Here is a 24022-nt window from a genome sequence, read left to right as displayed (position 1 = left end):
GATCATCAAGATGAGCGCCAGCCTGTTCGAGCCACTGCAGCTCGGCGACATTGCACTCGCCAATCGCATCGTGATGGCGCCGATGACGCGCAGCCGCGCCGGCGCGGGCGACCTGCCCACCGGCCTGCACCAGGCGTACTACGCCCAGCGCGCGGGCGCCGGGCTGATTATTGCGGAGGGCACTTACCCTAGCCGGCATGGCAAAGGGTACTGCCGCACGCCGGGCATCGAGACCACCGCGCAGATCGACGCCTGGCGCGACGTGTCAGGCTCCGTGCGCAGCCAGGGCGCGGCGATGGTGCTGCAGCTGATGCACGTCGGGCGCGTGGCGACGCGCCATAACAAGGCGCCAGACGCACAGACGGTGGCGCCGTCGGCGATCCGCGCGCGCGGCACCATCTATGCCGACGGCCACGGGCTGGTCGAGATGGAGGTGCCCCGCGCGCTGGCGGCACATGAAGTCACGGCCGTGATCGACGAGTACCGCCAGGCCGCCGTCAATGCGCTGGCCGCCGGGTTTGACGGCGTCGAGCTGCATTGCAGTAGCGGCTACCTGCCGATGCAATTCCTGCTTTCTTGCACCAATCAGCGCGCGGACGGCTACGGCGGTTCGCTGATGGCGCGGCTGCGCTTCGTCGTGGAGACGCTCGAGGCCATCGCCGGGGCGATCGGGGCGGGGCGCGTGGGTCTGCGTATCTGTCCCGGCAACCCGTATAACGACATGCACGATGACGATCCCACCGCCACGTACAGCGCGCTGCTCGATGCCGTGGCGCCGATCGGGCTGGCCTACCTGCACGTGAGCCGCTCGCCGGATCCTGCGCTCGATGCATTTGCGCTGGCCCGCTGGCGTTTTGGCGGTGCGGTCATCGTCAATGACGGTTTCGACGGCGCGAGCGCCGCGCGTGCAGTGGCCGGCGGCGTCGGCGAGGCGGTTTCGTTCGCCCGCCATTTCATCGCCAATCCCGACCTGCCTGCGCGCCTGCGGCACGGTGCGCCGCTGGCCGCGTTCGACCGCACGCTGCTGTATACGCCGGGAGCGCATGGCTACACCGACTACCCGGCCGCCGCGGAGCTTGCCGCGAGTGGCCAGATCCTTCCCCAGGGAGGCTTGCAACCGTGAGCGACTGCCTCGCACCGATTTCAACCATACCCAATGCCGTGGCACACACGGCGCGGCTGCGCGCGGATGCGGTAGCCATCGAGGAAGACGGCCTGTCCTTGCGCTATGGCGCGCTGCATGAGACGGCGCGAGTCGCAGGGCGTGCGCTGATGGCGCTGGGCGTAGCGCCCGGCGAGCGCGTTGCCATCTGGGCGCCTAACCTGCACGAGTGGATCGTCGCAGCGCTCGGCATCCAGATGGCCGGCGGCGTGCTGGTACCGCTTAACACCCGGCTCAAGGGCGGGGAGGCCGCCGATATTCTCGGGCGTAGCGGTACGCGGGCGCTGATCTGCATCGGCGAATTGCTTGGCGTCGATTATCCCGAGATGCTGTGTGGGCATGCGCTGCCGGCCTTGCGCCACCGCGTCATTCTGCGCGGCGAACGCGAAGGCGCTTTGTCTTGGGAGGCTTTCCTCGCCCGCGCCGAAGACACACCCGAGGCCATGCTTGACGCGCGCATCGCCGCGCTGACACCGGACAGTCCGTCCGACCTGCTTTACACATCCGGCACCACGGGGCGGCCCAAGGGCGTGATCACCACACACGGGCAGAATCTGCGCGCCTTCTCCGACTGGTCGGGCATCGTCGGCCTGCGCCCCGGCGACCGTTACCTGATCATCAATCCCTTCTTCCATGCCTTCGGCTACAAGGCCGGCTGGCTCGCGGCCCTGCTTCGCGGCGCCACCATCCTGCCGCTGGCGCAGTTCGACGCCGAAACCGTGCTCGCTCGCATCGAGCGGTACCGCGTCAGCTTCCTGCCCGGCTCGCCCACGCTCTACCTGAGCTTGCTTGCCCATCCGCGGCTGGATGCATACGACTTGTCATCGCTGCGCGTGGCGGTCACGGGGGCGGCGTCGATCGCGCCAGAGCTGATCCGGCGCATGCGCAAGGTGCTTGGTTTTGACGTGGTGCTCACTGCTTACGGACAGACCGAGTGCTGCGGCCTGGCGACGGTCTGCCGGCTCGGCGACGCGCTGCAGACTATCGCCAACACGAGCGGGCGTGCGCTCGCCGGTGTGGAGATTCGCTGCGTAGACGCTGAAGGAAACGACGTCGCCGCCGGTGAACCGGGCGAAGTGTGGATCCGCGGCTACAACGTCATGCGTGGGTACTTCGACGACGAGGCCGCCACACGCGAGGCCATCGACGACGCGGGGTGGCTGCATACAGGCGACATCGGCAGCGTCGACGCCGACGGAAACCTGTGTATCACCGGCCGGCTCAAGGACATGTTCATCGTGGGCGGCTTCAACTGCTATCCCGCGGAGATCGAGCACCTGATTGGCACGCATCCGGCGGTGGCCCAGGTCGCGGTGGTCGGCGTACCCGATGCGCGCCTGGGCGAGGTTGGCCGCGCCTTCGTGGTGTTGCGCGAAGGCGAGAGCATGAGTGGGGAGGCATTGCTGGAATGGTGCAGAGCCCGCCTGGCAAACTATAAGGTGCCGCGTTCCGTGGCCTTCATGGCGGCCCTGCCGATCAATGCCGCGGGCAAGGTCGTCAAGCACGAGCTGACGGCGCTCCAGGCGCGCATGTGCGCCTGAGCGTGCAGGCGGACTTGGCAGCCGAGGGTACAAGATTGAGTCATCCGGGTATTGCGCAGAAGATGAACACAAGCTATAGTTCGGCCTCTTGCAGCAGGGCACGGTCGGCAAGCGAAGGTTGGTAGGCGTTGTAGGCTTATGATTTGTAAGGAAATTTGTTCCCTTGCAAGGCATCCTCAGCACCCACAACTCTCCATCGCAAGGACATGTGCATTGCCGGCAGCAAGCACCGACACAGGAGTGGTAGTTCAGTCGGTTAGAATACCGGCCTGTCACGCCGGGGGTCGCGGGTTCGAGTCCCGTCCACTCCGCCAGTTTTAAGGAAACGCCCGCATCAGCGGGCGTTTTCATTCATGTTTCCCACCCTGCACAAAGGGTGCGCGCCCAGCGGCTCCTGATAGAATCGTGGAGTTTGTCTTTCGTGCCAATCCACTACCCGAATCCGCATGCTTGATTTCGTACGCAACAACCGGCGCCTGATGCTCTTGCTGCTGCTGGTGCTTGTTTTCCCGTCGTTCGTGTTCTTCGGCGTGGAAAGCTATTCGCGCTTCATGGACAGCTCGCACGATGCCGCCAAGGTCGACGGCCGCGCCATCAGCGTGCAGGAGATCGACAACGTCGTGCGCGACCAGAGCGAACGCGCGCGCCAGGTCCTGGGCGCAAGCTATGACCCGCGCCAGTTCGAAGGCCCGGACGCCCGCAAGGCCGTGCTGGACCAGCTGATCCTGCAACGCGTGATGGCCAGTGCCGTGGCGCGTGAGCACCTGACCGTGTCCGACGCCAAGCTGCTCGAGGAAATCAGCAACCTGCCGGCGATCGCGCAGTTGCCGCGCACCAAGGACGGCAAGGTCGACGACAAGGCCTACCTGCAGCTGCTGCAGTCGCAGGGCATGACGCCCGAGCAGTTCGATGCCCGCATGCGCTTCGAGCTGGCCACGCAGCAGCTGGGCGCATCGGTCGCCGCGACGGCCTTCGTGCCCAAGTCGCTGCTCGATCGCCTGATCGCCGTGCGTGACCAGCAGCGCGATGTGCAGGCGCTGCTGTTCAAGCCGGCCGGCTACACCGCCAAGGTGCAGCCCGATGCAGCCGCGCTGAAGGCCTACTACGACAGCCACCAGCAGGCCTTCTCGGTGCCGGAACAAGCCAAGGTCGAGTACCTGCTGCTGTCGGGCGAGGCCCTGGCCGCGACGCAGGCGGTCACGCCCGAAGAGCTGAAGTCCTACTATGACAGCAATATCGCGCGCTTCCGTATCGACGAGCAGCGCCGCGCCAGCCATATCCTGATCAGCGCGCCGAAGGATGCGCCGGCCGCCCAGCGCCAGGCCGCGAAGGACAAGGCCACCAAGCTGCTGGAGGACCTGCGCAAGCACCCTGACACCTTCGCCGACGTGGCGCGCAAGAACTCGCAGGACCCGGGCTCGGCCGAGAAGGGCGGCGACCTGGGCTTCATGGGCCGCGGCGCGCTGGTCAAGCCGTTCGAGGACGCCATGTATGCGCTCAAGGATGGCCAGGTCAGCGACGTGGTGGAAACCGACTACGGCTACCACATCATCAAGCTGACTGGCGTCAAGCCCGCCGAGACCAAGCCGCTGGAAGCCGTGCGCACGGAACTCGAAGCTGAGCTGCGCAAACAGTTCGCCGACAAGAAGTTTGCCGAGCAGGCCGATGCCTTCGGCAACACCGTCTATGAGCAGGCTGACAGCCTCAAGCCCGCAGCCGACAAGTTCAAGCTGACCATCCAGACCGCCGACAACGTCACGCGCCAGCCGAACCCGGCGCTGGGCGCGCAGAGCCCGCTCAACAACGACAAGCTGCTCAAGGCGCTGTTCAGCGACGACGCGATCAAGAACAAGCGCAACACCGAGGCCGTCCAGGTGGCCCCGAACACGCTGGTGGCCGCGCGCATCGTCGAGTACCGCCCGGCGGCCGTGCGCAAGTTCGAGGAAGTCGAAGCCAAGGTGCGCGAGGGCTATATCGCCCAGCAGGCGGCCGAACTGGCGCGCAAGGACGGCGAGGCCCGGCTTGCCGCGCTGAAGAAGGCAGACAGCGCCGACGGCTTTGGCGCGGTGCAGACCGTGTCGCGCGCCAAGGCCGAGGGCATGGCGCCGAAGGCGGTCGAAGCGGTGCTGCGCGCCGACGCGAACAAGCTGCCTGCGGTGGTGGGTGTCGACCTGGGGGCCGAAGGCTACGCGGTCTACCGTATCACCAAGGTCAGCCAGCCGATGCAGGCCAACCCGGCGCAACGCCAGGCCGAAGCGCAGCAGCTCTCGCAACTGGCCGGCCAGACCGACCTGCAGGCCTTCTATGAAAGCCTGAAGGCCCGCTCCAAGGTCAAGATGCTGACGCCGGTGGGCGCCACGCAGGCGCAAGGCGCCGAGTAAGCGCCAGATCAGCGCCGCTGCAAGCAAGAACCCCTGCCAGACGGCAGGGGTTTTTTATTTATGCTTACTTCGTGCCACGCTTGAGCATCGGCTTGAGCTGCGGCCACACCGTATCGAGCAGCGCCGGCTGTGCCGCGGCGGTCGGGTGGATGCGGTCGGGCTGGAACCAGTCCTGCCGCGCGATGACCTTGTCGAGGAAGAACGGCACCAGCCGCACCTTGTACTCGCCGGCCAGCTTCGGATACAGCGAGACGAACTTCTCGGTGTAGTCCTGCCCGTAGTTGGGCGGGATGCGCATGCCGATCAGCAGCACGCCCGCGCCGGCCTTCTGTGCCGTGCTGACGATGTTGCGCAGGTTGGCCTCGGTGGTCTGCAGCGGCAATCCGCGCAGCGCGTCGTTGGCGCCAAGCTCCACCACCACGATGGCCGGGCGGTGCCGCGACAGCAGCTCCGGCAGCCGCGTCTTGCCGCCGATGGTGGTCTCGCCGCTGATGCTGGCATTGACAACGCTATAATCGAAGCGCTCCTGCCGCAGGCGGTCCTGCAGCAGCGTAACCCAGCCCGCGCCGCGCGCGATGCCGTACTCGGCGGAGAGGCTGTCGCCAAGCACCAGCAGTGCCGGGGCCGCAGCCTGGGCTGAGGCCCCGGCCGATATCGTCAGTGCCATGCCGGTTGCCAGCAGCAGCCGGCGCCATTTGCCTCGGATCCCAATATCCATGTCTTCTTCCATTCTCGCTGTCGAGTCCCTCGGAAAGACCGTTGCCGACACGACCGGTTCGCTGACGATTTTGCACGACGTGACCTTTTCCGTCACGCCGGGCGAAACGCTCGCCATCGTGGGGGCGTCCGGATCGGGCAAGTCGACGCTGCTCGGGCTGCTGGCGGGGCTGGACCTGCCCAGCACGGGCACGGTACGGCTGCAGGGCCAGGACCTGTTCGCGCTGGACGAGGACCAGCGCGCCGCCGTGCGGGGCCGCCATGTCGGCTTTGTGTTCCAGTCGTTCCAGCTGGTCGGCCACCTGACCGCGCTGGAAAACGTGATGCTGCCGCTGGAGCTGCGCGGCGAAACGTCGCAGGTGCGCGAGCGCGCCCTGGACATGCTGCAGCGCGTGGGCCTGGGCGCGCGGCTGGGGCACTATCCGCGCACGCTGTCGGGCGGCGAGCAGCAGCGCGTGGCGCTGGCGCGCGCGTTCGTGGCGCGCCCGGACATCCTGTTTGCCGACGAGCCCACCGGCAGCCTCGATACCGCCACTGGCGAAGCCGTGATCGCGCTGATGTTCGAGCTTAACCGCGATGCCGGCTCAACGCTGGTGCTGGTCACGCATGACCGCTCGGTGGCGGCGCGCTGTGGCCGCATCCTGACCATCGACGCCGGCCGCGTGGCCAGCGATGAATGGATGGGCGCGGAGGTCTAGCTGGCGGCGCCCGCCTTCAGCACCGCGCGGGCGCGCTCGATCAGCGACGTGGTGGAGGCATCGTGCTGGCCGACGGCATTCCCGGTCAGCTCGGCCTCGATCGGTCGGGCCAGGATCTTGCCCAGCTCGACGCCCCACTGGTCGAAGGAATTGATCTTCCAGACCACGCCCTGCACGAAGGTGCGGTGCTCATACAGCGCAATCAGCGCACCCAGCACATGCGGCGTCAGGTTTTCCATCAGCAAGGTGTTGCTGGGGCGATTGCCCTCGAACACCATATGGGCGATGCGGACTTCGTCCTTCAGGCCGGCGGCACGCAGCTCATCGGCGCTGCGCCCGCGCATCAGCGCCTCGGCCTGCGCAAAGCAGTTGGCCAGCAGCTTGGCGTGATGGCCTGCCAGCCGGCGCGGCGGCACCAGCGGCGCGACAAAATCCACCGGCACCACCTGCGAGCCCTGGTGGATCTGCTGGAAGTAGGCATGCTGCCCGTTGGTGCCGGCCGTGCCCCACACCACCGGCGAGGTATGCGTGCGCACGGGCTGCCCGTCAAGCTGCACTGACTTGCCGTTGCTCTCCATCTCCAGCTGCTGCAGGAAGGCGGGAAACAGCTCCAGCGAGGTGGAGTAGGGCGCCATGCAGCTGGTCGGCAAATGCCAGAAATTGCGGTACCAGATGCCCAGCATGCCCAGGATCACCGGCATGTTGCGCTCCAGCGGCGCGGTGCGGAAGTGCTCGTCCATGGCGCGCGCGCCGGCCAGCAGGTCGGCGAAGGCATTGAAGCCTACTGCCAGCGTGATCGACAGGCCGACCGACGACCACAGCGAGAAGCGTCCGCCGATCCAGTCCCAGAACTCGAACATATTGGCCGGGTCGATGCCGAACTCGCGCACCGCTTCGGTATTGGTCGAGACTGCGACGAAATGCTTGGCAAGGTCATGCTCGGCCACGCCGTTGGCGACAAACCAGGCGCGCGCGCTGCGCGCGTTGGCCATGGTTTCCAGCGTGGTGAAGGTCTTGGAGCAGACGATCACCAGTGTCCGTTGCGGGTCTAGCCGCACCAGCGTCTCGGCCAGGTCGGTGCCGTCGACGTTGGAAACAAAGTGCATGCGCGGCGCGGCATTGCCATCGGCATCGGCCAGGTGCGACAGCGCGCGGCACACCATGCGCGGCCCCAGGTCGGAGCCGCCGATGCCGATATTGATGACATCGGTGATGCGCTCGCCGGTGGCACCCTTCCAGGCGCCGCTGCGCACGCGTTCCGAAAAATCGCGCATGCGTACCAGCACCTTCTGGATTGCCGGCATGACCTGCTCGCCGTCGACCTTGTAGCCGGCGCCGGCGGTCGCGCGCAGCGCTACGTGCAGGGCCGCGCGGTCTTCAGTGGTGTTGATATGCTCGCCCGCGAACATCGCGTCGCGGCGTCTGGTCACGCCGGCCTCGGCTGCCAGCTGCACCAGCAGGCGCATGGTTTCGGGCGTGATCCGGTTCTTCGAGTAGTCGAGATAGAGCCCGGCGGCTTCCAGCGAGAATTGCGCGACGCGCTGCGCGCCTTCGCGATCGAACCCGTCGCGCATCTGGGCGTCGCGAAGGGTGTCGTGGTGCCGCAGCAGGGCGTTCCAGGCGTGAAGGTCAGTGGGCATGCAGGACAATCGATGTTGCGCGAGCCGCGTGGCGTTGCCGGCTCACAAGGCAGAGTTGCAAGTATATCGTCAGCGCTGCCGGGATCCGGCCTGGCGGCGGCGTCATATCGTTACCACTTGCAACATACCAGCCTGGGCGCAGGCTAAGTATCGGACATTGTCTGACGGCGCGCGCCGCCGAGCCGGGCCGCGATGGCGCGTAGCACGGGTTCTCCCCCAGCCACGCACAAGCCTCCCAGGCAGATGATGCCGATGCCGATTGCGGTGGTCCAGTCGGGCAACTGGCCGAAGGCCAGGTAGCCGATCACCGTCGCGGACAGGATCTGCAGGTAGAGGAAGGGGCTCAGGAAAGACGCATCCGCGTACTGGAAGGCCCGGATGACGAAATAATGGCCAAGTGATCCGGTGATCCCCGCGGACAACAGCAGTGCACATTGCATCGGCGTAGGCCAGGCGCTGAACCAGAAGAAGGGCACGATCAGCGTGGTCAGGCAGGCGCCGGTTACGCCGCTCTGGATCAGCGTGGTCATCGGTGTGTCGTGCGCGGCAATGCGGCGTGTCAGCATCTGCATCAGCGCGAACACCAGCGCCGACACCAGGCCCAGGCCGACACCGAGCGGACTGAGCTGGCCGCCCGGGCGCACCACCACCAGCATGCCGGCAAAGCCGACCACCACACCGGTCCAGCGCATCCAGCGGGCATGGCGCCCGGGGCGCTCGCCCAGCAACCACGGCGACAATGCCACCACGAACAGCGGCGCGCAGAAATTCAGTGCCGTGGCCTGCGCCAGCGGCATCAGCATCAGCACGCTGAAGAACACCAGCGTCGAGACCAGCATCAGCGCGCCCCGCAGCCACTGCAGCCCAGGCTTCGCCGGCCGCCACTGGCGCCGCCAGCCGGCGGGGCCGAGCAGCAGGAAGATCGCGACCACATGCCCGACATAACGCACCCATGCCACGGCCACCAGCGGCAGTCCTTGCTGCGTCAGGGTCTTGCTGGTGGCATCGAGCAGGCTGAGGATCCATTGCCCGATGACCAGCAGGGCGATGCCGGTGAGCAGGTGGCGACGGTCGGCGGGATCGCGCAGCAGCGCGCCGCGCATCATGCGCGGGTCCCGGCCAGCAACTGGTTGAAGAGGGTGCGCGCGGGCGCGTACAGTTCGCTTGCGGTGACGCCGGCCGGCCCGGTGCCCTGGGCGACAAGGGCATCGGCGGCACGCCCGTGGATCCACACCGCCGCCTGGGCCGCGGCCAGCGGCGCCATGCCTTGCGCCAGCAGCGCCCCCAGCATGCCGGCCAGCACGTCACCGGTGCCGGCGCTGGCAAGTGCGGCATTGCCGGTCGGGTTGAGCGTGCATGGACTGCCGTCAGGCGCCGCGATCACGGTGCCCGATCCCTTCAGCACGACCACGGCCTGCCATTGCGCAGCCAGTGCCGCGGCAGCAGCGGGCCGGTCGCGCTGCACCTCGGCGACGGGAACGCCCATCAGCCGGGCGGCTTCGAGCGGGTGCGGTGTCATCACGCAAGCCGCGCCGCTGGCGGCCAGGGCCCCGGCCAGCGCCGGATCGGCGGCCAGCAGGTTCAGGGCATCGGCATCCAGCACACGCGGCAACGGCGCGGCTTGCAGCAGCCGCGCAAAATGCTTGTGTGCGTTGGCGTCCGTGCCCATGCCAGGACCGATCACCAGCGCCGACATCGCAGCGAGGGCCAGTGCGTCCACGGCATGCAGCATCAGCTCCGGATGCAGCGGATCGAACAGCGGTGCGGGCTGCGCCAGGAAGCCGATATGCACCTTGCCCGCGCCGAGGAACTGCGCGGCCCTGGCGCCCAGCAGCGGCGCGCCGGTCATGCCCAGGTTGCCGCCGATGACCGCCAGCGAGCCATGCGTGCCCTTGTTGCTGGCATGGTGGCGGCGCGGCAGCGCCGTGCTGAACAGCGCCGGGCCGTTTACCAGGCAATGGGGCGCTTCGTCCGGCGGATAGTCAAGGCTGATCGGCGCGATATCGACCTCGCCGGCGCAGTCGCGCCCGTCCAGCGTCAGCAGCCCGGGCTTGGCGGCGATAAAGGTCAGCGTGCGCTGCGCGCGCACTGCCGGCGCGCCCGCGCCGGTGTCGGCGAACAGGCCGCTGGGGATGTCCAGCGCAAACACCGGCAGCGCGCTGCGGTTGATTTGTCCGATCCACCACGCCATGGTGCCGTCGGCGGGGCGGTTCAGGCCGATGCCGAGCAGGCCGTCGACGAGCGCAGCGGTGCCCGCGGGCCAGTCCGCGTCATGCGAGGCAGCCATGCCTGCGACCACGCTGACCGGGACGCCGGCTGCGTGCGCTTGCTGCCATGCCGTCGCGGCGTCGGCGGGCAGGTGCTGCGGGTCCGCCGTCAGCCATACCTGCACTGCACGGCCGGCGCCGTGCAATTGCGTGGCGGCCACCAGCGCATCGCCGCCGTTATTGCCGGGGCCCGCCAGGAACAGCAGCGGGCCGGCGGGTGCATGGCAGGCCAGCCAGCGCGCGGCCGCGGCGCCGGCGCGCGACATCAGCGTAAAGGCGGGAAGTTGCGTGAAGGCGGCGTTCTCGATGCGGCGGATGGCGGCGACGTCGTACAGCGGAACCGGTGCGGAGGCGGCGGCATCGAGTGCAAACCAGCCGTCGCCGCTTGCGGGCGAGGTGGCGGTAGAGGCAGAGGGTGTCATGTCTGGTTATCTTGCCGGCCCCAGGCCGTAGCGGTCGGGCAGCAGGCCCTCCATGTCGATGTCCGGGCCACCATGGGTGCCGGCGCTGGCGGCGATCTGGTCAGCCGCAATCTTGCCCGATCCGCAGCTCATCGCCCAGCCCGTCGAGCCATGGCCGAGGTTGAGGAACAGGCCGGGCACGGCTGTTGGGCCGATCAGCGGCGGCCCGTCCGGCAGCATCGGCCGCGCGCCCGCCCATTGCGTGGCTTCCTGGTAGTTGCCGGCCACCGGGAACCAGTCGCGCGCGACCTTGACCAGGGTGTTCAGGGCGGCCGGCCGCAGATCAAGCGCGCGTGAGCCCAGCTCGGCCGTGCCGGCCACGCGCAGGCGGTTGCCCATGCGCGTGATCGCGACCTTGTAGGACTCATCCATCAGCGCGCCCAGCGGCGCCTGCAGTTCGTCGCGGACCATCACCGTCACCGAGTAGCCCTTGACCGGATACAGCGGCACGCGCAGGCCCAGCGGGCGCAGCAGCGCGGTGCTGTCGGCGCCGGCCGCGACCAGCACGCGGTCGGCGCTCAGCACCTGGCCAAGGCGCTTCTTGTCGGAGTGCTGCAGCTCGACCTGCAGCTTGCCCGCGTTGTCGGGCCTGACGCGCGCCACCTGGGTGTCGAAGCGAAACGACACGCCCGCGGCCTCGGCATGCCGGTGCAGCGCGCGCACGAACATCGGGCAGTTGCCGGATTCGTCTTCAGGCAGGTGCAGCCCGCCGGCCAGCGGCGTGTCGGCAGCCAGGCCCGGTTCGATGCGGCGGCATTCCTGCGCGCTGACCAGTCGGTGCGACACGTTGTTCTCGCGCAGCAGGGCCACGGCGGGCGCGGCCAGGTCGAGGTCGCGCGCGGCGCGGAACAGCTGCAGGTAGCCTTGCGACTGCTCGTAGTCGATCTCCAGCTCGCTGCGCAGCCGGTGCAGGCACCCGCGGCTGTAGAACGCCAGCCGCTGCATGCGCAGCTTGTTGGCGCGGTAGCGCTCCAGCCGGCATTCGCGCAGCCAGCGCGCGATCCAGCGCCACATGGCCGGGTCGGCGGAAGGGCGGAACAGGACCGGCGCCTCGCGCGCAAAGAGCGTGCGCAGGATCTTGCCGGGCATGCCCGGCGCCGCCCATGGCGTGACGTAGCCGGGCGCGATCACGCCGGCATTGCCGAAGCTGGCTTCCTGCGCCGGCGCGGCGCGGCGTTCGAGCACGGTCACGTCGAAACCGGCCTGCCGCAGGTACCAGGCGGAACTGACGCCGATCGCGCCGGCGCCGATGACGATCACATGCATCGGACTGGGACCCTCCATATTGCCGCGCCGGCAGCAAATGGCCGGGCTGGGCCGGCCAATGCTATTTGACTTCCTGCTGCATGACAATGTCCGGCAGCCAGGTGACCACGCCCGGCCAGATCGTGACGATGGCGATCGCCACCACCATCATCATGAAAAAGGGCAGCGAGACCCGTGCGATGTAGTTGCTGTCCTTGCCTGTCATGCTCTGCAGCACGAACAGGTTGAAGCCCACGGGTGGCGTCACCTCGGCGATCTCCACCAGCAGCACGATGAAGATGCCGAACCAGACCAGGTCGAAGCCGGCCGCCTGCACCATCGGCAGCACCGTCGCGGTGGTCAGCGCGATCATCGAGATGCCGTCCAGCGCCGTGCCCAGCACGATGTAGATCACTGTCAGCACGGCAATCAGCGCCCACGGCGACAGGTGCATCGCCGCCACCCATTCCGCCAGCGCGCGCGGGATGCCGGTAAAGCTCATGGTCACCGACAGGAACGAGGTCGCGCCCAGCACGAACATGATCATCGCGGTCAGCCGCGTGGCCGACATCAGGCTGTCCCAGAACGCCGCGCGCGTGAGCGAGCCGCCCGCCCACGCCAGCGCCAGCGAAGCCACCACGCCATAGGCTGCGGCCTCGGTCGCGGTGGAGTAGCCGGTCACCATGATCACGGTGATAAAGGCGATCAGCACGATGCACGGCAGCAGCTGGCGGATCGATGCCAGCCGCGCACGCCAGTTGAAGTGCTCCGACGGCGGGGTCTTGTCCGGGTTGGCCAGCGCCCAGACCACGATGTAGCCGGAGAACAGCAGCATCAGCAGCAGGCCGGGTATGAAGCCCGCCAGGAACACGCGGATGATCGACACGTCCGCCGACACCGCGTACACCACCATCGTGATCGACGGCGGGATCAGGATGCCGAGCGTGCCGGCGCAGGACAGTGAGCCGAGCGTGGTGCGCTCGTCGTAGCCGCGCCGCGTGAGTTCCGGCAGCGCCGACTTGGCGATGGTGGCGCAGGTGGCGGCTGACGACCCCGACACCGAGCCGAAGATGCCGCAGCCCAGGATATTGACGTGCATCAGCCGCCCGGGCAGCCAGCTCAGCCACGGCGACAGCCCGCTGAACATCTGCTCGGACAGCTTGGTGCGGAACAGGATCTCGCCCATCCAGACAAAGAGGGGCAGCGACGCCAGCGTGTAAGAGGCGCTCGACGACCACCATGCGTTGGCCAGGCTGACCAGCGCCTCGCGGTCCGAGAACACCACCAGCCCGACCCATGAGGTGACCGCGATGGCCACGGGGATCCACGCGCCGATCGCCAGGAAGACGATCATCACCAGCAGCAGGATCAGTGCAACCACGACTGTGCTCATCAGACCGTCTCCCCGAAATCGCCGGCGGCGAGCTTTTCTTCATGGGCCACCTGGTAGCGCGGCTTGTGCCCGCGCACCACGCGCAGCCATTCATCGGCGACCGCCAGCAGGAAGCCGACGCAGCCAAGCACCGCGAAGCTCTGCGGAATCCACAGCGGGATCACGATCTGGCCCTGCGAGACATCGCCGATTTCCCAGCTCTGCCACGCAAAGGTGCCCAGTGCCCAGGCCGCGTAGGCGGCAAACGCCAGGCAGATGGTCAGCGAGACCAGCTCCAGCACCCGGCGCCGGCGCGGGCCCACGGCCCCCAGCAGCATCTCGACGCGCACGATGCCGCCATGCTGGAAGGTCTGGCCAAGGATCAGGAAGGCGGACGCCGCGCACAGCCAGGCGACGATGTCATCGCCACCCTTGAAGATCACCGAGGTCTCCCGCGACAGCGACATCAGGATCATGATCACGCAGACGGCGAGGATGCACAGCGCGCCGAGCACGGCAAAGAGGTCAAGCAGGCGGTCGAGCCAGCGCTTGGAGGAGGGGGCAGTTGGCATGATGGACGGCGTCAGGGAGGGAGGGGCTCCCCGCCATGCCAGCCTGCGCGGCAAGGGCGGGGAGTTCATGGAGGCGGGCAGGTCGCCTACTTGCGGTAGGCGTCCAGGATGGCCTTGCCGTCCTCGCCCGCGCCCTTGGCCCAGTCATCCACCATGGTCTGGCCCACCTTCTGCATGTCGGCCTTGAGCTGCGGCGACGGCGGCTGCACCGTCATGCCGTTGCGCGACAGGGTCGCCAGGTACTCCTTGGTCTTTTGCTCCGACACCTGCCAGCCGCGCTTCTCGGCGTCGGCGACGGCCTTGAGCAGCGCCTCCTGGGTCGGCTTGTCCAGTGCCGCGAACGCCTTCTTGCTGACCACCAGCATGTTCTTGGGCAGCCAGGCGTCCACGGTGTAGAAGTACTTCACGCTCTCCCACACCTTGGTGTCGACGCCGGTGGCGCCCGACGACATGAAGGAGTTGACCGTGCCAGTGGCCAGCGCCTGCGCCAGGTCGGCAGCCTGGATGGTCACCGGCTGGGCGCTGACCAGCTCGGCGATGCGCGAGGTGGCCGGGTTGTACGCGCGCCATTTCAGGCCTTTCATGTCCGCGGCCGAATTGATTGGCTTGTTGGCATAGATGCCCTGCGGCGGCCAGGCCACCGCGTACAGCAGCTTCATGCCCTGCTTGTCGAGCACCTTCTCGGTGACCGGGCGCGAGGCCTGCCACAGCTTGTAGGCATCGGCATAGCTGGTGGCCAGGAACGGCACCGCATCGACGCCGAACACCGGATTCTCGTTGGCCAGCAAGGACATCAGGATCTCGCCCATCTGCACCTGGCCGGTCTGCACGCCGCGCTTGATCTCGTTGGCCTTGAGCAGCGAGCCATTGGGGTGCAGCACGATCTTGAGCTTGCCGCCGGTGGCCTTGTCCACGTCGTTGGCCATCTGCTGCAGGTTCTCGGTGTGCAGGTTGCTGGCCGGATAGCCGGTCGGCAGGTCCCACTTGGTATCCGCCTGTGCCGCCACGGCGGCCAGCATCAGGCCGGCCGCAACGATTGCCTTGACTCGCATCTCGATCTCTCCTGGTGTGCGCGCGGGGGCGCGGTGGTACTGCTGGTTGCGTACTACCTGGTGCCGGTCGCGCCCGCATTGGCGGGCACGCCGGCGCAAGATCAACGGCGCGGCGGCAGGGCTCAGTCGTCGCGCTGTGAAGGTTGCACGATGCGTTCCAACGCAAGGGCCGTGCCCAGCAGGTCGGCATCGCGCATCGGGCCGTGCGACAGCATCAGGCCCACGGGCAGCTCGTCCGGCGCGTGGCAGGGCATCGAGATCGAGCAGCCGTCGAGGAAATTGAAGGCCGAGGTATTGCGCAGCAGCAGGGCATTGACGCGGAAGAACTGCGCATCATCGGTGCGCAGCGGCGCAATCTCGGGCGCGACCATCGGCACGGTCGGGCAGACCACGGCGTCGAAGCGGGCCAGGCGCGCTTCCATGCGGGTGATCCAGTCCAGCCGGGCGCGGCCCAGGTCGATATAGTCGGCGGCGCTGACATTGGCGCCGCGGTCGATGCGCGAGGCCACGCGTGGGTCGTACAGGTCGCGCCGGGCGGCCAGCAGGTGGCGGTGGATGGCAAAGGCTTCAGCCGAGCTGAAGCCGCCCTGGGCGTTCAGGCCCGCCAGTTCGCCGAGCTCGGGCAGGTCGACATGCTCCAGCTGCACGCCGGCGGCCGACAGCCGGCCCAGCGCGCGGTCAAAGGCGCGCGCCACCACCGGGTCGAGGTCGTCCAGCAGGACCTGGCGCGGGATCGCCAGCCGCGTCGCGGCGGGGTTGGTGACGCGCGGGATCACTGCGCTGTCCGCGATCACGCTGTCCACGGCAATGCAGTCGCTGACCGTGCGCGCCATCGCGCAGGCGGTGTCGAGCGTGTAGGACAGCGGAAAGGCCCCCGTCAGCGGCACGCGCCGCGCGGTGGGCTTGAAGCCGGTGATGCCGCACAGCGCGGCGGGGATGCGGATGGAGCCGCCGGTGTCGCTGCCAAGCGCCGCGACCGCCAGCCCCAGCGCCACCGAAACGGCCGCACCCGACGACGAGCCGCCCGGGATGCGCGCCACGCCATCGGTGCCGGCCGGGTTGGCCGGCGTGCCGTAGTGGGGATTGATGCCCACGCCCGAGAACGCGAACTCCGTCATGTTGGTGCGCCCGACCAGGGCTGCGCCTGCAGCGCGCAGGCGGGCGACCACGGTGGCGTCCGCCGTGGCCGGCGCGGCATCCTTGCGCACCAGCGAGGCTGCGCTGGTGACTTCGCCGGCCACGTCGTAAAGGTCCTTGACCGAAACCGGCAGCCCCGCCAGCGGATGCAGCGCCTTGCCGGCGCGGCCGGCGGCATCGGCTGCGCGCGCGACCTGGGCCGCGGCCTCGAAGGTGCGGTGCAGGAACACGGCCTCGGCAGCCGGCGCGGCCGCAAGCGCGGCCGCCTGCTCGATGATCTGCGCACGGCTGGTGGCGCCGTCGCGCAGGCGGGTGTTCAGGGTGTCGAGGTCGGGAAGCATGGATGGCATGGGTCTGCAAACGGGGTGCGAGGGCGGGGCGGGCACCGCCATGGTGGCGGCCGCCTGCCGGCACGGGGAAGGGCGCGGTGCACATGCGCAGGGCCAGTCGTGGCCGGCGTCCTCCCTCATGCTTTACCTGTATTTATTAGGTGTTCATGCTCATAATTCGCCAATAAACTGTCAAGCTAAAATTGCCGGGGCGCGCTCCGGGCTTATACCTAGCACGCCAGCGCCGTCCCATCGAAAGGAGTCTCCCGCATGCCACGCAAGCCAGCCGAGAGCGGGCATACCGCCGCCGCCGTGGCCGATGCCCCTGCCGTTGCCGATAAGGCAAGGCCGGCCACCGCGCTGTCGCGCGCGGCCGGGGCCAATATCGTGTCGTCCTCGCACCTGGTGTCGGTGCGCAGCCCCGAGTTGTCCGAGTTCGAGTTCGGGCTGAATACCGCTTACAACGCCTACAGCCGCTGGGTGGTGCGCTGCATGGGGGCGGCGGGGGTGCGCGACCTGACCTTCCTGGACGTGCTGGTGCTGCATCACGTGAACCATCGCGGCCGGCCCAAGCGGCTGGCCGATATCTGCTTCGTGCTGAACGTGGAAGACACCCACCTGGTGACCTACGCATTGAAGAAGCTGCAGGGGCTGGGGCTGGTGAGCGGGGAGCGGGTCGGCAAGGAGGCCACTTATTCGACCACCCCGGCCGGTGCCGAGGCCTGCGCACGCTATCGCGAGATCCGCGAACAATGCCTGACCAGCAACTTCACCGAAGGCAGCGAAGAGAATGCCGAGATCGGGGAGCTCGCCCGGCTGATGCGGGTGCTGACCGGCCTGTACGAGCAGGCCGCGCGCTCGGCGACGTCACTCTGAGCCGTCCATTCGGTAAAAGTGACGCATAAGCATTATCATGATAGGGAGTAACACGGCGCCGTCGTGATGTCGCAGTGCAAAATCCGGGTGCCGGCAAGGTACAATAGCGGTTTCCCGCCAGTCGGCACCCCATGCAGCGGTGCCGGCTAAGCAGCAGCCCCTACCTCACCGCCTCCCGACCGCTACGATCATGGCGCATTTCTCGTGCTTCCCCGGCGCTTTGGCGCTTTCCGCCTTCCGTCAGCAACGCCTGCTCACCGCCCTGCGGCAGATCGACGCCGATATTGAATCGGTGCATGGCCAGTTCCTGCACTTTGTCGACGCACAGACGCCGCTGTCGGCCGAAGAGCAGTCCCGCGTGGCGGCGCTGCTGACCTACGGCGCACCGTTCGCCGATCAGCCCGACGGCGACCGCTTCGTGGTGATCCCGCGCTTCGGCACGATCTCGCCGTGGGCCAGCAAGGCCACCGACATCGCCCATAACTGCGGCCTCACGCATATCCACCGCATCGAGCGTGGCATCGAGATCACCGTGATCTGCAAGAAGGGCCTGCTGCGCGGGCGCAAGTCGCTGGACGCGGACACCCGCGCCGCCGTGGCCGCGCACCTGTTCGACCGCATGACCGAGACCGTGGTCGCCACGCGTGACGAGGCGGCCGGCCTGTTCCAGGAACTGCCGGCCAAGCCGCTGCGCTTTATCGACATCGCCGCCGGCCGCAGCGCGCTGGCCGCGGCCAACGTCGAGATGGGCCTGGCGCTGTCCGAGGACGAGATCGACTACCTGGTCGATGCCTACGGCAAGCTGGGGCGCAACCCGACCGACGTCGAGCTGATGATGTTCGCGCAGGCCAATAGCGAGCACTGCCGCCACAAGATCTTCAACGCCACCTGGACCATCGACGGCGTGCAGCAGGACAAGTCGCTGTTCGCGATGATCCGCAATACGCACCAGCTCAATCCGCAAGGCTCGATCGTGGCCTACTCGGACAACTCGGCGGTGATGGAAGGCGATGTGGCCGAGCGCTGGTTCCCGCGCGGCAACGACCACAAGTACGACCGCCACGAGGCGCTGACGCACACGCTGATGAAGGTGGAGACGCACAACCACCCGACCGCGATCTCGCCGTTCCCGGGCGCTTCCACCGGCGCCGGCGGTGAAATCCGCGACGAAGGCGCGACCGGGCGCGGCGCCAAGCCCAAGGCCGGCCTGACCGGCTTCACGGTGTCCAACCTGATGCTGCCCGACGCCGTCGAATCGTGGGAAAACGACCGCGACGCCGCCCAGCCGGTGGCGCACCGCAACCCCGACGACAAGCCCGGCGTGACCGGCAAGCCCGACCGCATCGCCTCGCCGCTGCAGATCATGATCGACGGCCCGCTGGGTGGCGCCGCGTTCAACAACGAATTCGGCCGCGCCAACCTGGGCGGCTACTTCCGCGTCTACGAGCAGAACGTGGGCGGCACCGTGCGCGGCTACCACAAGCCGATCATGATCGCGGGCGGCATCGGCAATATCGACGCCTCGCACACGCACAAGAACCCGCTGCCGGCCGGCACGCTGCTGATCCAGCTGGGCGGCCCGGGCATGCGCATCGGCATGGGTGGCGGCGCCGCCAGCTCGATGGCGACCGGCACCAATACCGCCGACCTGGACTTCGATTCGGTCCAGCGCGGCAACCCCGAAATGGAGCGCCGCGCGCAGGAAGTGATCAACGCCTGCTGGCAGCTCGGCGATGCCAACCCGATCCTGTCGATCCACGACGTCGGCGCGGGCGGCATCTCCAACGCCTTCCCTGAGCTGGTGGACGGCGCCGACCGCGGCGCGCGCTTCGACCTGCGCCAGGTGCACCTGGAAGAGTCCGGCCTGTCGCCGGCGGAAATCTGGTGCAACGAGTCGCAGGAGCGCTATGTGCTGGCGATCGCGCCGGACAGCTTCCCGCAGTTCCAGGCCATGTGCGAGCGCGAGCGTTCGCCGTTCGCCGTGGTCGGCATCGCCACGGAAGAAAAACAACTGCAGTTGGTCGACGCCGAAGTCGACGCCGCGCTCAAGGAACACTTCGCGGTCAATATGCCGATGGACGTGCTGCTTGGCAAGCCGCCGCGCATGCACCGCGACGTCAAGCGCGTCGAGCAGGCGCTGCCGGCCGTCGACGTGACCGGCATCAGCCTGGAGCAGGCCGTGCGCGACGTGCTGCGCCATCCGACCGTGGCCAACAAGTCGTTCCTGATCAGCATCGGCGACCGTACCGTGGGCGGCATGAACGCGCGCGACCAGATGGTCGGGCCGTGGCAGGTGCCGGTGGCCGACGTGGCCGTGACCACGCTCGACTACAAGGGCAATGCCGGTGAAGCGATGACCATGGGCGAGCGCACCCCGCTGGCCGTGATCGACGCGCCGGCTTCGGGCCGCATGGCGATCGGCGAGGCGCTGACCAACCTGGCCGCCGCGCCGGTCAAGGACCTGGGCAAGGTCAAGCTGTCGGCCAACTGGATGGCGGCCTGCGGCGTGGAAGGCGAGGACGCAAAGCTCTATGACACCGTGCATGCGGTCGGCATGGAACTGTGCCCGGCACTGGGCATCAGCATCCCCGTCGGCAAGGATTCGCTGTCGATGCGCACCAAGTGGCAGGATGAAGGCGTCAACAAGGAAGTGGTGGCGCCCGTGTCCCTGATCATCTCGGCCTTCGCCGCGGTGGACGACGTCAACCGCACGCTGACGCCGCAACTGCGCACCGACGCCGGCGACACCGTGCTGATCGCCGTCGACCTGAGCCGCGGCAAGAATCGCATGGCCGGCAGCATCCTGGCGCAGGTCATGCAGCAGGTCGGTGACAGTGCCCCGGACGTGGACAATGCCGAGGACCTGAAGAACTTCTTCAACGTGATCCAGCGCCTGAACCGCGAAGGCAAGCTGCTGGCCTACCACGATCGTTCCGACGGCGGCTTTATGGCCACGCTGGCCGAAATGGCCTTTGCCGGCCATTGCGGTGTTTCGCTCAACGTCGACATGCTGGCGCTGGATCCGCAGCAGGAACAGGACTACGGCGACGCCAAGAACTGGGCCCAGCAGATCGCCGAGCGCCGCAACGACCAGACCCTGCGCGCGCTGTTCTCGGAAGAGCTGGGTGCCGTGGTGCAAGTGCGCATGCAGGACCGCGACGCGGTGTTCGCGGTGCTGCGCGAGGCGGGCCTGTCGGCGTGCAGCCACGTGGTCGGCAAGCCCAACACCACCGACCAGGTCGAGATCTACCGGGATGCCAAGAAAGTGTTCGGCGCCTCGCGTACGGACCTGCAGCGCAACTGGAGCGAAGTCAGCTGGCGCATCGCGCGACTGCGCGACAACCCGGCCTGCGCGGACAGCGAGTACGATCGCCTGCTGGATGCTGCCGACCCTGGCATCAGCCCGGTGCTGACGTTCGATCCGGCGGAGGACATCGCCGCGCCGTTTGTCGCCACTGGCGCGCGTCCGCGCGTGGCGATCCTGCGCGAGCAGGGCGTCAATTCGCAGATCGAAATGGCGTACAGCATGGACCGCGCCGGCTTCGATGCGCACGACGTGCACATGAGCGACCTGATCGCCGGCCGCGCCAATCTGGCCGACTTCTCCGGCTTTGTCGCATGCGGCGGCTTCAGCTACGGCGACGTGCTGGGCGCGGGCGAGGGCTGGGCCAAGACCATCCTGTTCAACGGGCAGATGGCCGAGCAGTTCGCGGCCTTCTTCAACCGCCAGGACACTTTCGCGCTGGGCGTGTGCAATGGCTGCCAGATGATGAGCAACCTGGCCCCGATCATCCCGGGCGCAGGTGCATGGCCCCAGTTCACGCGCAACCAGTCGGAGCAGTATGAAGCGCGCTACGTGACCGTGGAAGTGCAGTCCTCGCCGTCGATCTTCTTCGCCGGCATGGAAGGCAGCCGCATCCCGATCGTTGTCGCCCACGGCGAAGGGTTTGCCGACTTCTCGCAGCAGGGCAATATCGACCAGGCCCACGTGGCGCTGCGCTTTGTCGACAACTACGGCGCGGTCACGCAGGCCTATCCGCTCAACCCGAATGGCTCGCCCGATGGCATCACCTCGGTGACCACCGTCGATGGCCGTTTCACCGTGCTGATGCCGCACCCGGAGCGTGTATTCCGCGCCGCGACGATGAGCTGGGCGCCGGACGCGTGGAAACAGGTTGCCGATGGTGGCAGCCCGTGGATGCGGATGTTCCGGAATGCGCGGAAGTGGGTGGGGTAAGCATCAGCTGCAGGTTTGCGTCGCCCGCTGTTTTCTCCCTCTCCCGCGTGCGGGAGAGGGAGTACCCAGTTGGTCATCCTTTGTCAGGAACGCACCCAGAGCCACCGGCAGCGCCGGTGGCTTTTTAGTTTTTCGGCGATGCAAGCGGCCAAAGCCCAAATGGCGACGGCCATACCCGACCTGGGCCAGCGCGGAAACGGGCAGCAAGATGCTGGACGCGCTGGTCGGACTGGTGACAGTATCAGGCAGCTCGACGAAACCGGGTGGCGCTACGACCTGCGCCAGTGAAGGCTGGTTCAGCCGGCAAGCGGAGGGAGCAGGCGTGAACTCCACGACGCATACGCATAAGTCAGCATCCGCCCGGCTTCAAAACCAGGGGGCGGCCTGATCTCGCCGCGAGCCTCCTTGTACGCCACCACGGCGTGCAGGATCTTCTCGGGCGCGTAACGGTCACGCAACGGGAGATAGGGGTGGAGCTGGCGCCAGCCGGGGGCGGCGCCATCCAGGGTCGCCCAGGCCAGTGCGCAATAGCACATGCCCCGGGATGAGAGATGCCAGAGTTGCCAGTAGCGGCCAGTCGACTCCACGCGCTGCATCCTTGAATCTTGCAGGACCGGCGGGGGGCGACCGGACCGTGCCTTACTGGATCTTGGCCTTGTCCTTGAGTGACTTCATCATGGCCTGGAACTGCTCGCGCTGCCAGTTCTGGTCCCCCATCAGCATCTGCGTGAGCTGCGGCTTGACCTCTTCGAACGACGGGATCTTGGCGTCGCGCACGTCGACCAGTTCGATGATATGCCAGCCGAACTGGGTCTTGACCGGGGTATCGGTCAGCTGGCCCTTTTTCAGGCCGGTCATGGCAGCCGAGAACTCAGGCACGTAGCTGCTGCTGTTGGCCCAGTCCAGGTCGCCGCCGTTGGCTGCCGAGCCCGGGTCCTTGGACGAGGCCTTGGCCATGTCCTCGAACTTGGCGCCGCCCTTGATCTTGGCGATGATCGCCTTGGCGTCGGCTTCCTTTTCCACCAGGATGTGGCGGGCGTGGTATTCCTTGCCGTTGCCGAACTGCGACTTGATCTTGTCGTACTGCTTGCGCAACTCGGCGTCGCTGGCGCCGTGGGTCTTCACGTAGTCTTCGAACACGGCGCCGGCCAGCACGTTCAGGCGGGCCTGTTCCAGTTGTTCCTGCACGTCGTCGCGCTGGGTCAGGCCGCGCTTGTTGGCTTCCTGCACGAGCAGTTCGCGGTCGATCAGCATGTTGCGCGCGCGCGAGCGCAGCTCCGGGTTGTCGGGCTGGCCGGTGCCGGCGATCAACTTGTCCAGCTTTGCCGACGAAATGGCCTTGCCATTCACGACGGCGGCATTCTGGGCGATGGCCGGCAGGCTGCCGGCAGCAAGCACAGCCGCCAGGCTGAACGAGAGGACGGTGGTCTTCATGGAATCAGGTCTGAGAGTTGCTGGAAGAATCGCGTGATGATGCGCGGGATTGGTACTCTTGGTCGGTGAACGCAGTCACGGCAAGTGCGTGGATCTGCGCGGGGAACAGACCGCGCAGCGCATCATACACCATGCGGTGTCGCGCAACCCGGCTGTGACCCGTAAAGCGCTCGCTGACGATTGTCACGTCGTAATGTCCGCCGCCGGATGCGGCGCCGGCATGTCCGGCGTGCAGCGCGCTGTCGTCGCGCACGGCCAGGTGGCTGGGAGCGAGCGCTTCGCGCAGCATCGCCTCGATAGTGGCGGGATCGGCTGCCATCAATGGTTTCCTTCGGTTCGTGGGGTGCGGGGGCGGGGCCGTCAGTCCTGGCTGTTCTCGGGCATGTGGCGCGACAGCCAGACGCTCTGGGCGACGATGAACACCAGCATCAGCCCCATGCTGCCGAACAGCTTGAAGTTGACCCAGGCCTCGGTCGAGAACTGGTAGGCCACGTACAGGTTCAGCACGCCCATGGCGGCAAAGAAGCCGGCCCAGGCGGCGTTCAGGCGCGCCCACACCGGGTCGGGCAGGGTCACCTGTTTCTCCATCATGGCGCGGATCAGGTTCTTGCGCCAGCCGATCACCGAGCCCAGCAGCGCCACCGCGAACATCCAGTAGAGCACGGTCGGCTTCCACTTGATGAAGGTCTCGTTGTGCAGCACCAGCGTGGCACCGCCGAACACCGCGATGATCAGCAGGCTGACCCACTGCATCGGCTCGACCTTGCGGTGGCGGAACCAGACCCAGCCGATCTGCAGCACGGTGGCGCCAATGGCCACGGCGGTGGCGGTGTAGATGTCGGCCAGCTTGAAGGCGGCAAAAAACAGGATGACCGGGAACAGGTCGAACAGGAATTTCATG

19 protein-coding genes and 1 tRNA gene are annotated in these 24022 nt (G+C 67.6%); 7 read left to right on the top strand and 13 right to left on the bottom strand.

Going from position 1 to position 24022, the window contains the following annotated elements; all coding sequences use genetic code 11:
* Positions 1-10: 10 nt before the first annotated feature.
* From AC3WLE_RS21235 to AC3WLE_RS21220, 4 genes are all read left to right on the top strand, one after another.
* Entirely contained in the window at positions 11-1123 is a 1113-nt protein-coding gene (locus AC3WLE_RS21235; RefSeq protein ID WP_492351955.1) for an alkene reductase, read from the top strand.
* Positions 1120-2703 carry a FadD3 family acyl-CoA ligase gene (locus AC3WLE_RS21230; RefSeq protein WP_492356301.1) on the top strand — a complete coding sequence of 528 codons (1584 nt, stop codon included), beginning with the start codon at positions 1120-1122 and terminating at the stop codon, positions 2701-2703. Before AC3WLE_RS21235 ends, AC3WLE_RS21230 begins: the two co-directional genes overlap by 4 nt.
* A 237-nt stretch (positions 2704-2940) precedes the next feature.
* Positions 2941-3017: transfer RNA gene (locus AC3WLE_RS21225), tRNA-Asp, on the top strand.
* A gap of 132 nt (positions 3018-3149) precedes the next feature.
* Positions 3150-5084, top strand: coding sequence for a SurA N-terminal domain-containing protein (locus tag AC3WLE_RS21220; RefSeq protein WP_492320143.1), 1935 nt, complete (start codon positions 3150-3152; stop codon positions 5082-5084).
* Positions 5085-5148: 64 nt separating this feature from the next.
* Here the strand turns inward: AC3WLE_RS21220 and AC3WLE_RS21215 are convergent, their stop codons facing one another.
* On the bottom strand, positions 5149-5802 hold the full coding sequence (locus tag AC3WLE_RS21215; protein ID WP_492320144.1) for an arylesterase: 654 nt from the start codon (positions 5800-5802) through the stop codon (positions 5149-5151).
* Between AC3WLE_RS21215 and AC3WLE_RS21210 the strand changes: the two genes are divergently transcribed.
* Positions 5801-6499, top strand: a complete 699-nt coding sequence (locus tag AC3WLE_RS21210) for an ABC transporter ATP-binding protein (RefSeq protein ID WP_340526528.1) — start codon at positions 5801-5803, stop codon at positions 6497-6499. The genes AC3WLE_RS21215 and AC3WLE_RS21210 overlap by 2 nt on opposite strands.
* On the opposite strand, the gene pgi is transcribed toward AC3WLE_RS21210, so the two are convergent.
* The 8 genes from pgi to AC3WLE_RS21170 all read right to left on the bottom strand — a co-directional run bounded on the left by pgi (position 6496) and on the right by AC3WLE_RS21170 (position 16595).
* The gene (gene pgi / locus AC3WLE_RS21205; protein WP_492320145.1) at positions 6496-8139 is read right to left on the bottom strand and encodes a glucose-6-phosphate isomerase; all 1644 of its coding nucleotides are present in this window, start codon (positions 8137-8139) and stop codon (positions 6496-6498) included. The two genes, AC3WLE_RS21210 and pgi, sit on opposite strands and share 4 nt — an antisense overlap.
* A gap of 143 nt (positions 8140-8282) precedes the next feature.
* Complete coding sequence (locus AC3WLE_RS21200; protein WP_492351959.1) at positions 8283-9245, bottom strand: DMT family transporter; 963 nt, start codon at positions 9243-9245, stop codon at positions 8283-8285.
* A complete protein-coding gene (locus AC3WLE_RS21195) occupies positions 9242-10828 on the bottom strand; it encodes an NAD(P)H-hydrate dehydratase (RefSeq protein ID WP_492356300.1) in 1587 nt (528 codons plus the stop codon). Before AC3WLE_RS21195 ends, AC3WLE_RS21200 begins: the two co-directional genes overlap by 4 nt.
* A 6-nt stretch (positions 10829-10834) precedes the next feature.
* On the bottom strand, positions 10835-12133 hold the full coding sequence (locus tag AC3WLE_RS21190; protein ID WP_492320262.1) for a D-amino acid dehydrogenase: 1299 nt from the start codon (positions 12131-12133) through the stop codon (positions 10835-10837).
* A gap of 61 nt (positions 12134-12194) precedes the next feature.
* The gene (locus AC3WLE_RS21185) at positions 12195-13505 is read right to left on the bottom strand and encodes a TRAP transporter large permease (RefSeq protein WP_010810067.1); all 1311 of its coding nucleotides are present in this window, start codon (positions 13503-13505) and stop codon (positions 12195-12197) included.
* A complete protein-coding gene (locus AC3WLE_RS21180; protein WP_492351961.1) occupies positions 13505-14056 on the bottom strand; it encodes a TRAP transporter small permease subunit in 552 nt (183 codons plus the stop codon). Before AC3WLE_RS21180 ends, AC3WLE_RS21185 begins: the two co-directional genes overlap by 1 nt.
* Before the next feature lie 86 nt (positions 14057-14142).
* Positions 14143-15108, bottom strand: coding sequence for a TRAP transporter substrate-binding protein (locus AC3WLE_RS21175; protein WP_492320149.1), 966 nt, complete (start codon positions 15106-15108; stop codon positions 14143-14145).
* Positions 15109-15230: 122 nt separating this feature from the next.
* Entirely contained in the window at positions 15231-16595 is a 1365-nt protein-coding gene (locus AC3WLE_RS21170) for an amidase (RefSeq protein WP_492320150.1), read from the bottom strand.
* A gap of 249 nt (positions 16596-16844) precedes the next feature.
* On the opposite strand from AC3WLE_RS21170, the gene AC3WLE_RS21165 reads away from it, so the two are divergent.
* Complete coding sequence (locus AC3WLE_RS21165; RefSeq protein WP_492320151.1) at positions 16845-17450, top strand: winged helix DNA-binding protein; 606 nt, start codon at positions 16845-16847, stop codon at positions 17448-17450.
* A 190-nt stretch (positions 17451-17640) separates the two neighbouring features.
* Positions 17641-21687 carry a phosphoribosylformylglycinamidine synthase gene (gene purL / locus AC3WLE_RS21160; RefSeq protein ID WP_492320152.1) on the top strand — a complete coding sequence of 1349 codons (4047 nt, stop codon included), beginning with the start codon at positions 17641-17643 and terminating at the stop codon, positions 21685-21687.
* Between the two features lie 296 nt (positions 21688-21983).
* On the opposite strand, the gene AC3WLE_RS21155 is transcribed toward purL, so the two are convergent.
* From AC3WLE_RS21155 to AC3WLE_RS21140, 4 genes are read right to left on the bottom strand one after another with little or no spacing between them, the layout of a single operon-like run.
* Entirely contained in the window at positions 21984-22283 is a 300-nt protein-coding gene (locus AC3WLE_RS21155; protein WP_492320153.1) for a hypothetical protein, read from the bottom strand.
* A 43-nt stretch (positions 22284-22326) separates the two neighbouring features.
* On the bottom strand, positions 22327-23121 hold the full coding sequence (locus AC3WLE_RS21150; RefSeq protein WP_010810058.1) for a peptidylprolyl isomerase: 795 nt from the start codon (positions 23119-23121) through the stop codon (positions 22327-22329).
* 4 nt (positions 23122-23125) lie between these two features.
* Positions 23126-23440 (bottom strand): BolA family protein, encoded by a 315-nt coding sequence (locus tag AC3WLE_RS21145; protein ID WP_010810057.1) that lies wholly within the window; start codon positions 23438-23440, stop codon positions 23126-23128.
* Positions 23441-23481: 41 nt separating this feature from the next.
* A complete protein-coding gene (locus tag AC3WLE_RS21140; protein WP_035820219.1) occupies positions 23482-24021 on the bottom strand; it encodes a septation protein A in 540 nt (179 codons plus the stop codon).
* Between the last annotated feature and the right edge of the window lies 1 nt (position 24022).

The sequence above is a fragment of the Cupriavidus sp. FW306-1B-F12B genome, assembly GCF_058781795.1.
Note: the sequence above shows the minus strand (reverse complement) of the source record. Positions and strands in the feature narration are given on the sequence as shown.

Bases quoted from the DNA above. Each gene is read 5' to 3' on its own strand.
- AC3WLE_RS21235 (WP_492351955.1), top strand. From the start codon at position 11: ATGAGCGCCAGCCTGTTCGAGCCACTGCAGCTCGGCGACATTGCACTC.
- AC3WLE_RS21220 (WP_492320143.1), top strand. From the start codon at position 3,150: ATGCTTGATTTCGTACGCAACAACCGGCGCCTGATGCTCTTGCTGCTG.
- AC3WLE_RS21210 (WP_340526528.1), top strand. From the start codon at position 5,801: ATGTCTTCTTCCATTCTCGCTGTCGAGTCCCTCGGAAAGACCGTTGCC.
- AC3WLE_RS21215 (WP_492320144.1), bottom strand. From the start codon at position 5,802: ATGGATATTGGGATCCGAGGCAAATGGCGCCGGCTGCTGCTGGCAACC.
- pgi (WP_492320145.1), bottom strand. From the start codon at position 8,139: ATGCCCACTGACCTTCACGCCTGGAACGCCCTGCTGCGGCACCACGAC.
- AC3WLE_RS21200 (WP_492351959.1), bottom strand. From the start codon at position 9,245: ATGATGCGCGGCGCGCTGCTGCGCGATCCCGCCGACCGTCGCCACCTG.
- AC3WLE_RS21195 (WP_492356300.1), bottom strand. From the start codon at position 10,828: ATGACACCCTCTGCCTCTACCGCCACCTCGCCCGCAAGCGGCGACGGC.
- AC3WLE_RS21190 (WP_492320262.1), bottom strand. From the start codon at position 12,133: ATGCATGTGATCGTCATCGGCGCCGGCGCGATCGGCGTCAGTTCCGCC.
- AC3WLE_RS21185 (WP_010810067.1), bottom strand. From the start codon at position 13,505: ATGAGCACAGTCGTGGTTGCACTGATCCTGCTGCTGGTGATGATCGTC.
- AC3WLE_RS21180 (WP_492351961.1), bottom strand. From the start codon at position 14,056: ATGCCAACTGCCCCCTCCTCCAAGCGCTGGCTCGACCGCCTGCTTGAC.
- AC3WLE_RS21175 (WP_492320149.1), bottom strand. From the start codon at position 15,108: ATGCGAGTCAAGGCAATCGTTGCGGCCGGCCTGATGCTGGCCGCCGTG.
- AC3WLE_RS21170 (WP_492320150.1), bottom strand. From the start codon at position 16,595: ATGCCATCCATGCTTCCCGACCTCGACACCCTGAACACCCGCCTGCGC.
- AC3WLE_RS21165 (WP_492320151.1), top strand. From the start codon at position 16,845: ATGCCACGCAAGCCAGCCGAGAGCGGGCATACCGCCGCCGCCGTGGCC.
- purL (WP_492320152.1), top strand. From the start codon at position 17,641: ATGGCGCATTTCTCGTGCTTCCCCGGCGCTTTGGCGCTTTCCGCCTTC.
- AC3WLE_RS21155 (WP_492320153.1), bottom strand. From the start codon at position 22,283: ATGCAGCGCGTGGAGTCGACTGGCCGCTACTGGCAACTCTGGCATCTC.
- AC3WLE_RS21150 (WP_010810058.1), bottom strand. From the start codon at position 23,121: ATGAAGACCACCGTCCTCTCGTTCAGCCTGGCGGCTGTGCTTGCTGCC.
- AC3WLE_RS21145 (WP_010810057.1), bottom strand. From the start codon at position 23,440: ATGGCAGCCGATCCCGCCACTATCGAGGCGATGCTGCGCGAAGCGCTC.
- AC3WLE_RS21140 (WP_035820219.1), bottom strand. From the start codon at position 24,021: ATGAAATTCCTGTTCGACCTGTTCCCGGTCATCCTGTTTTTTGCCGCC.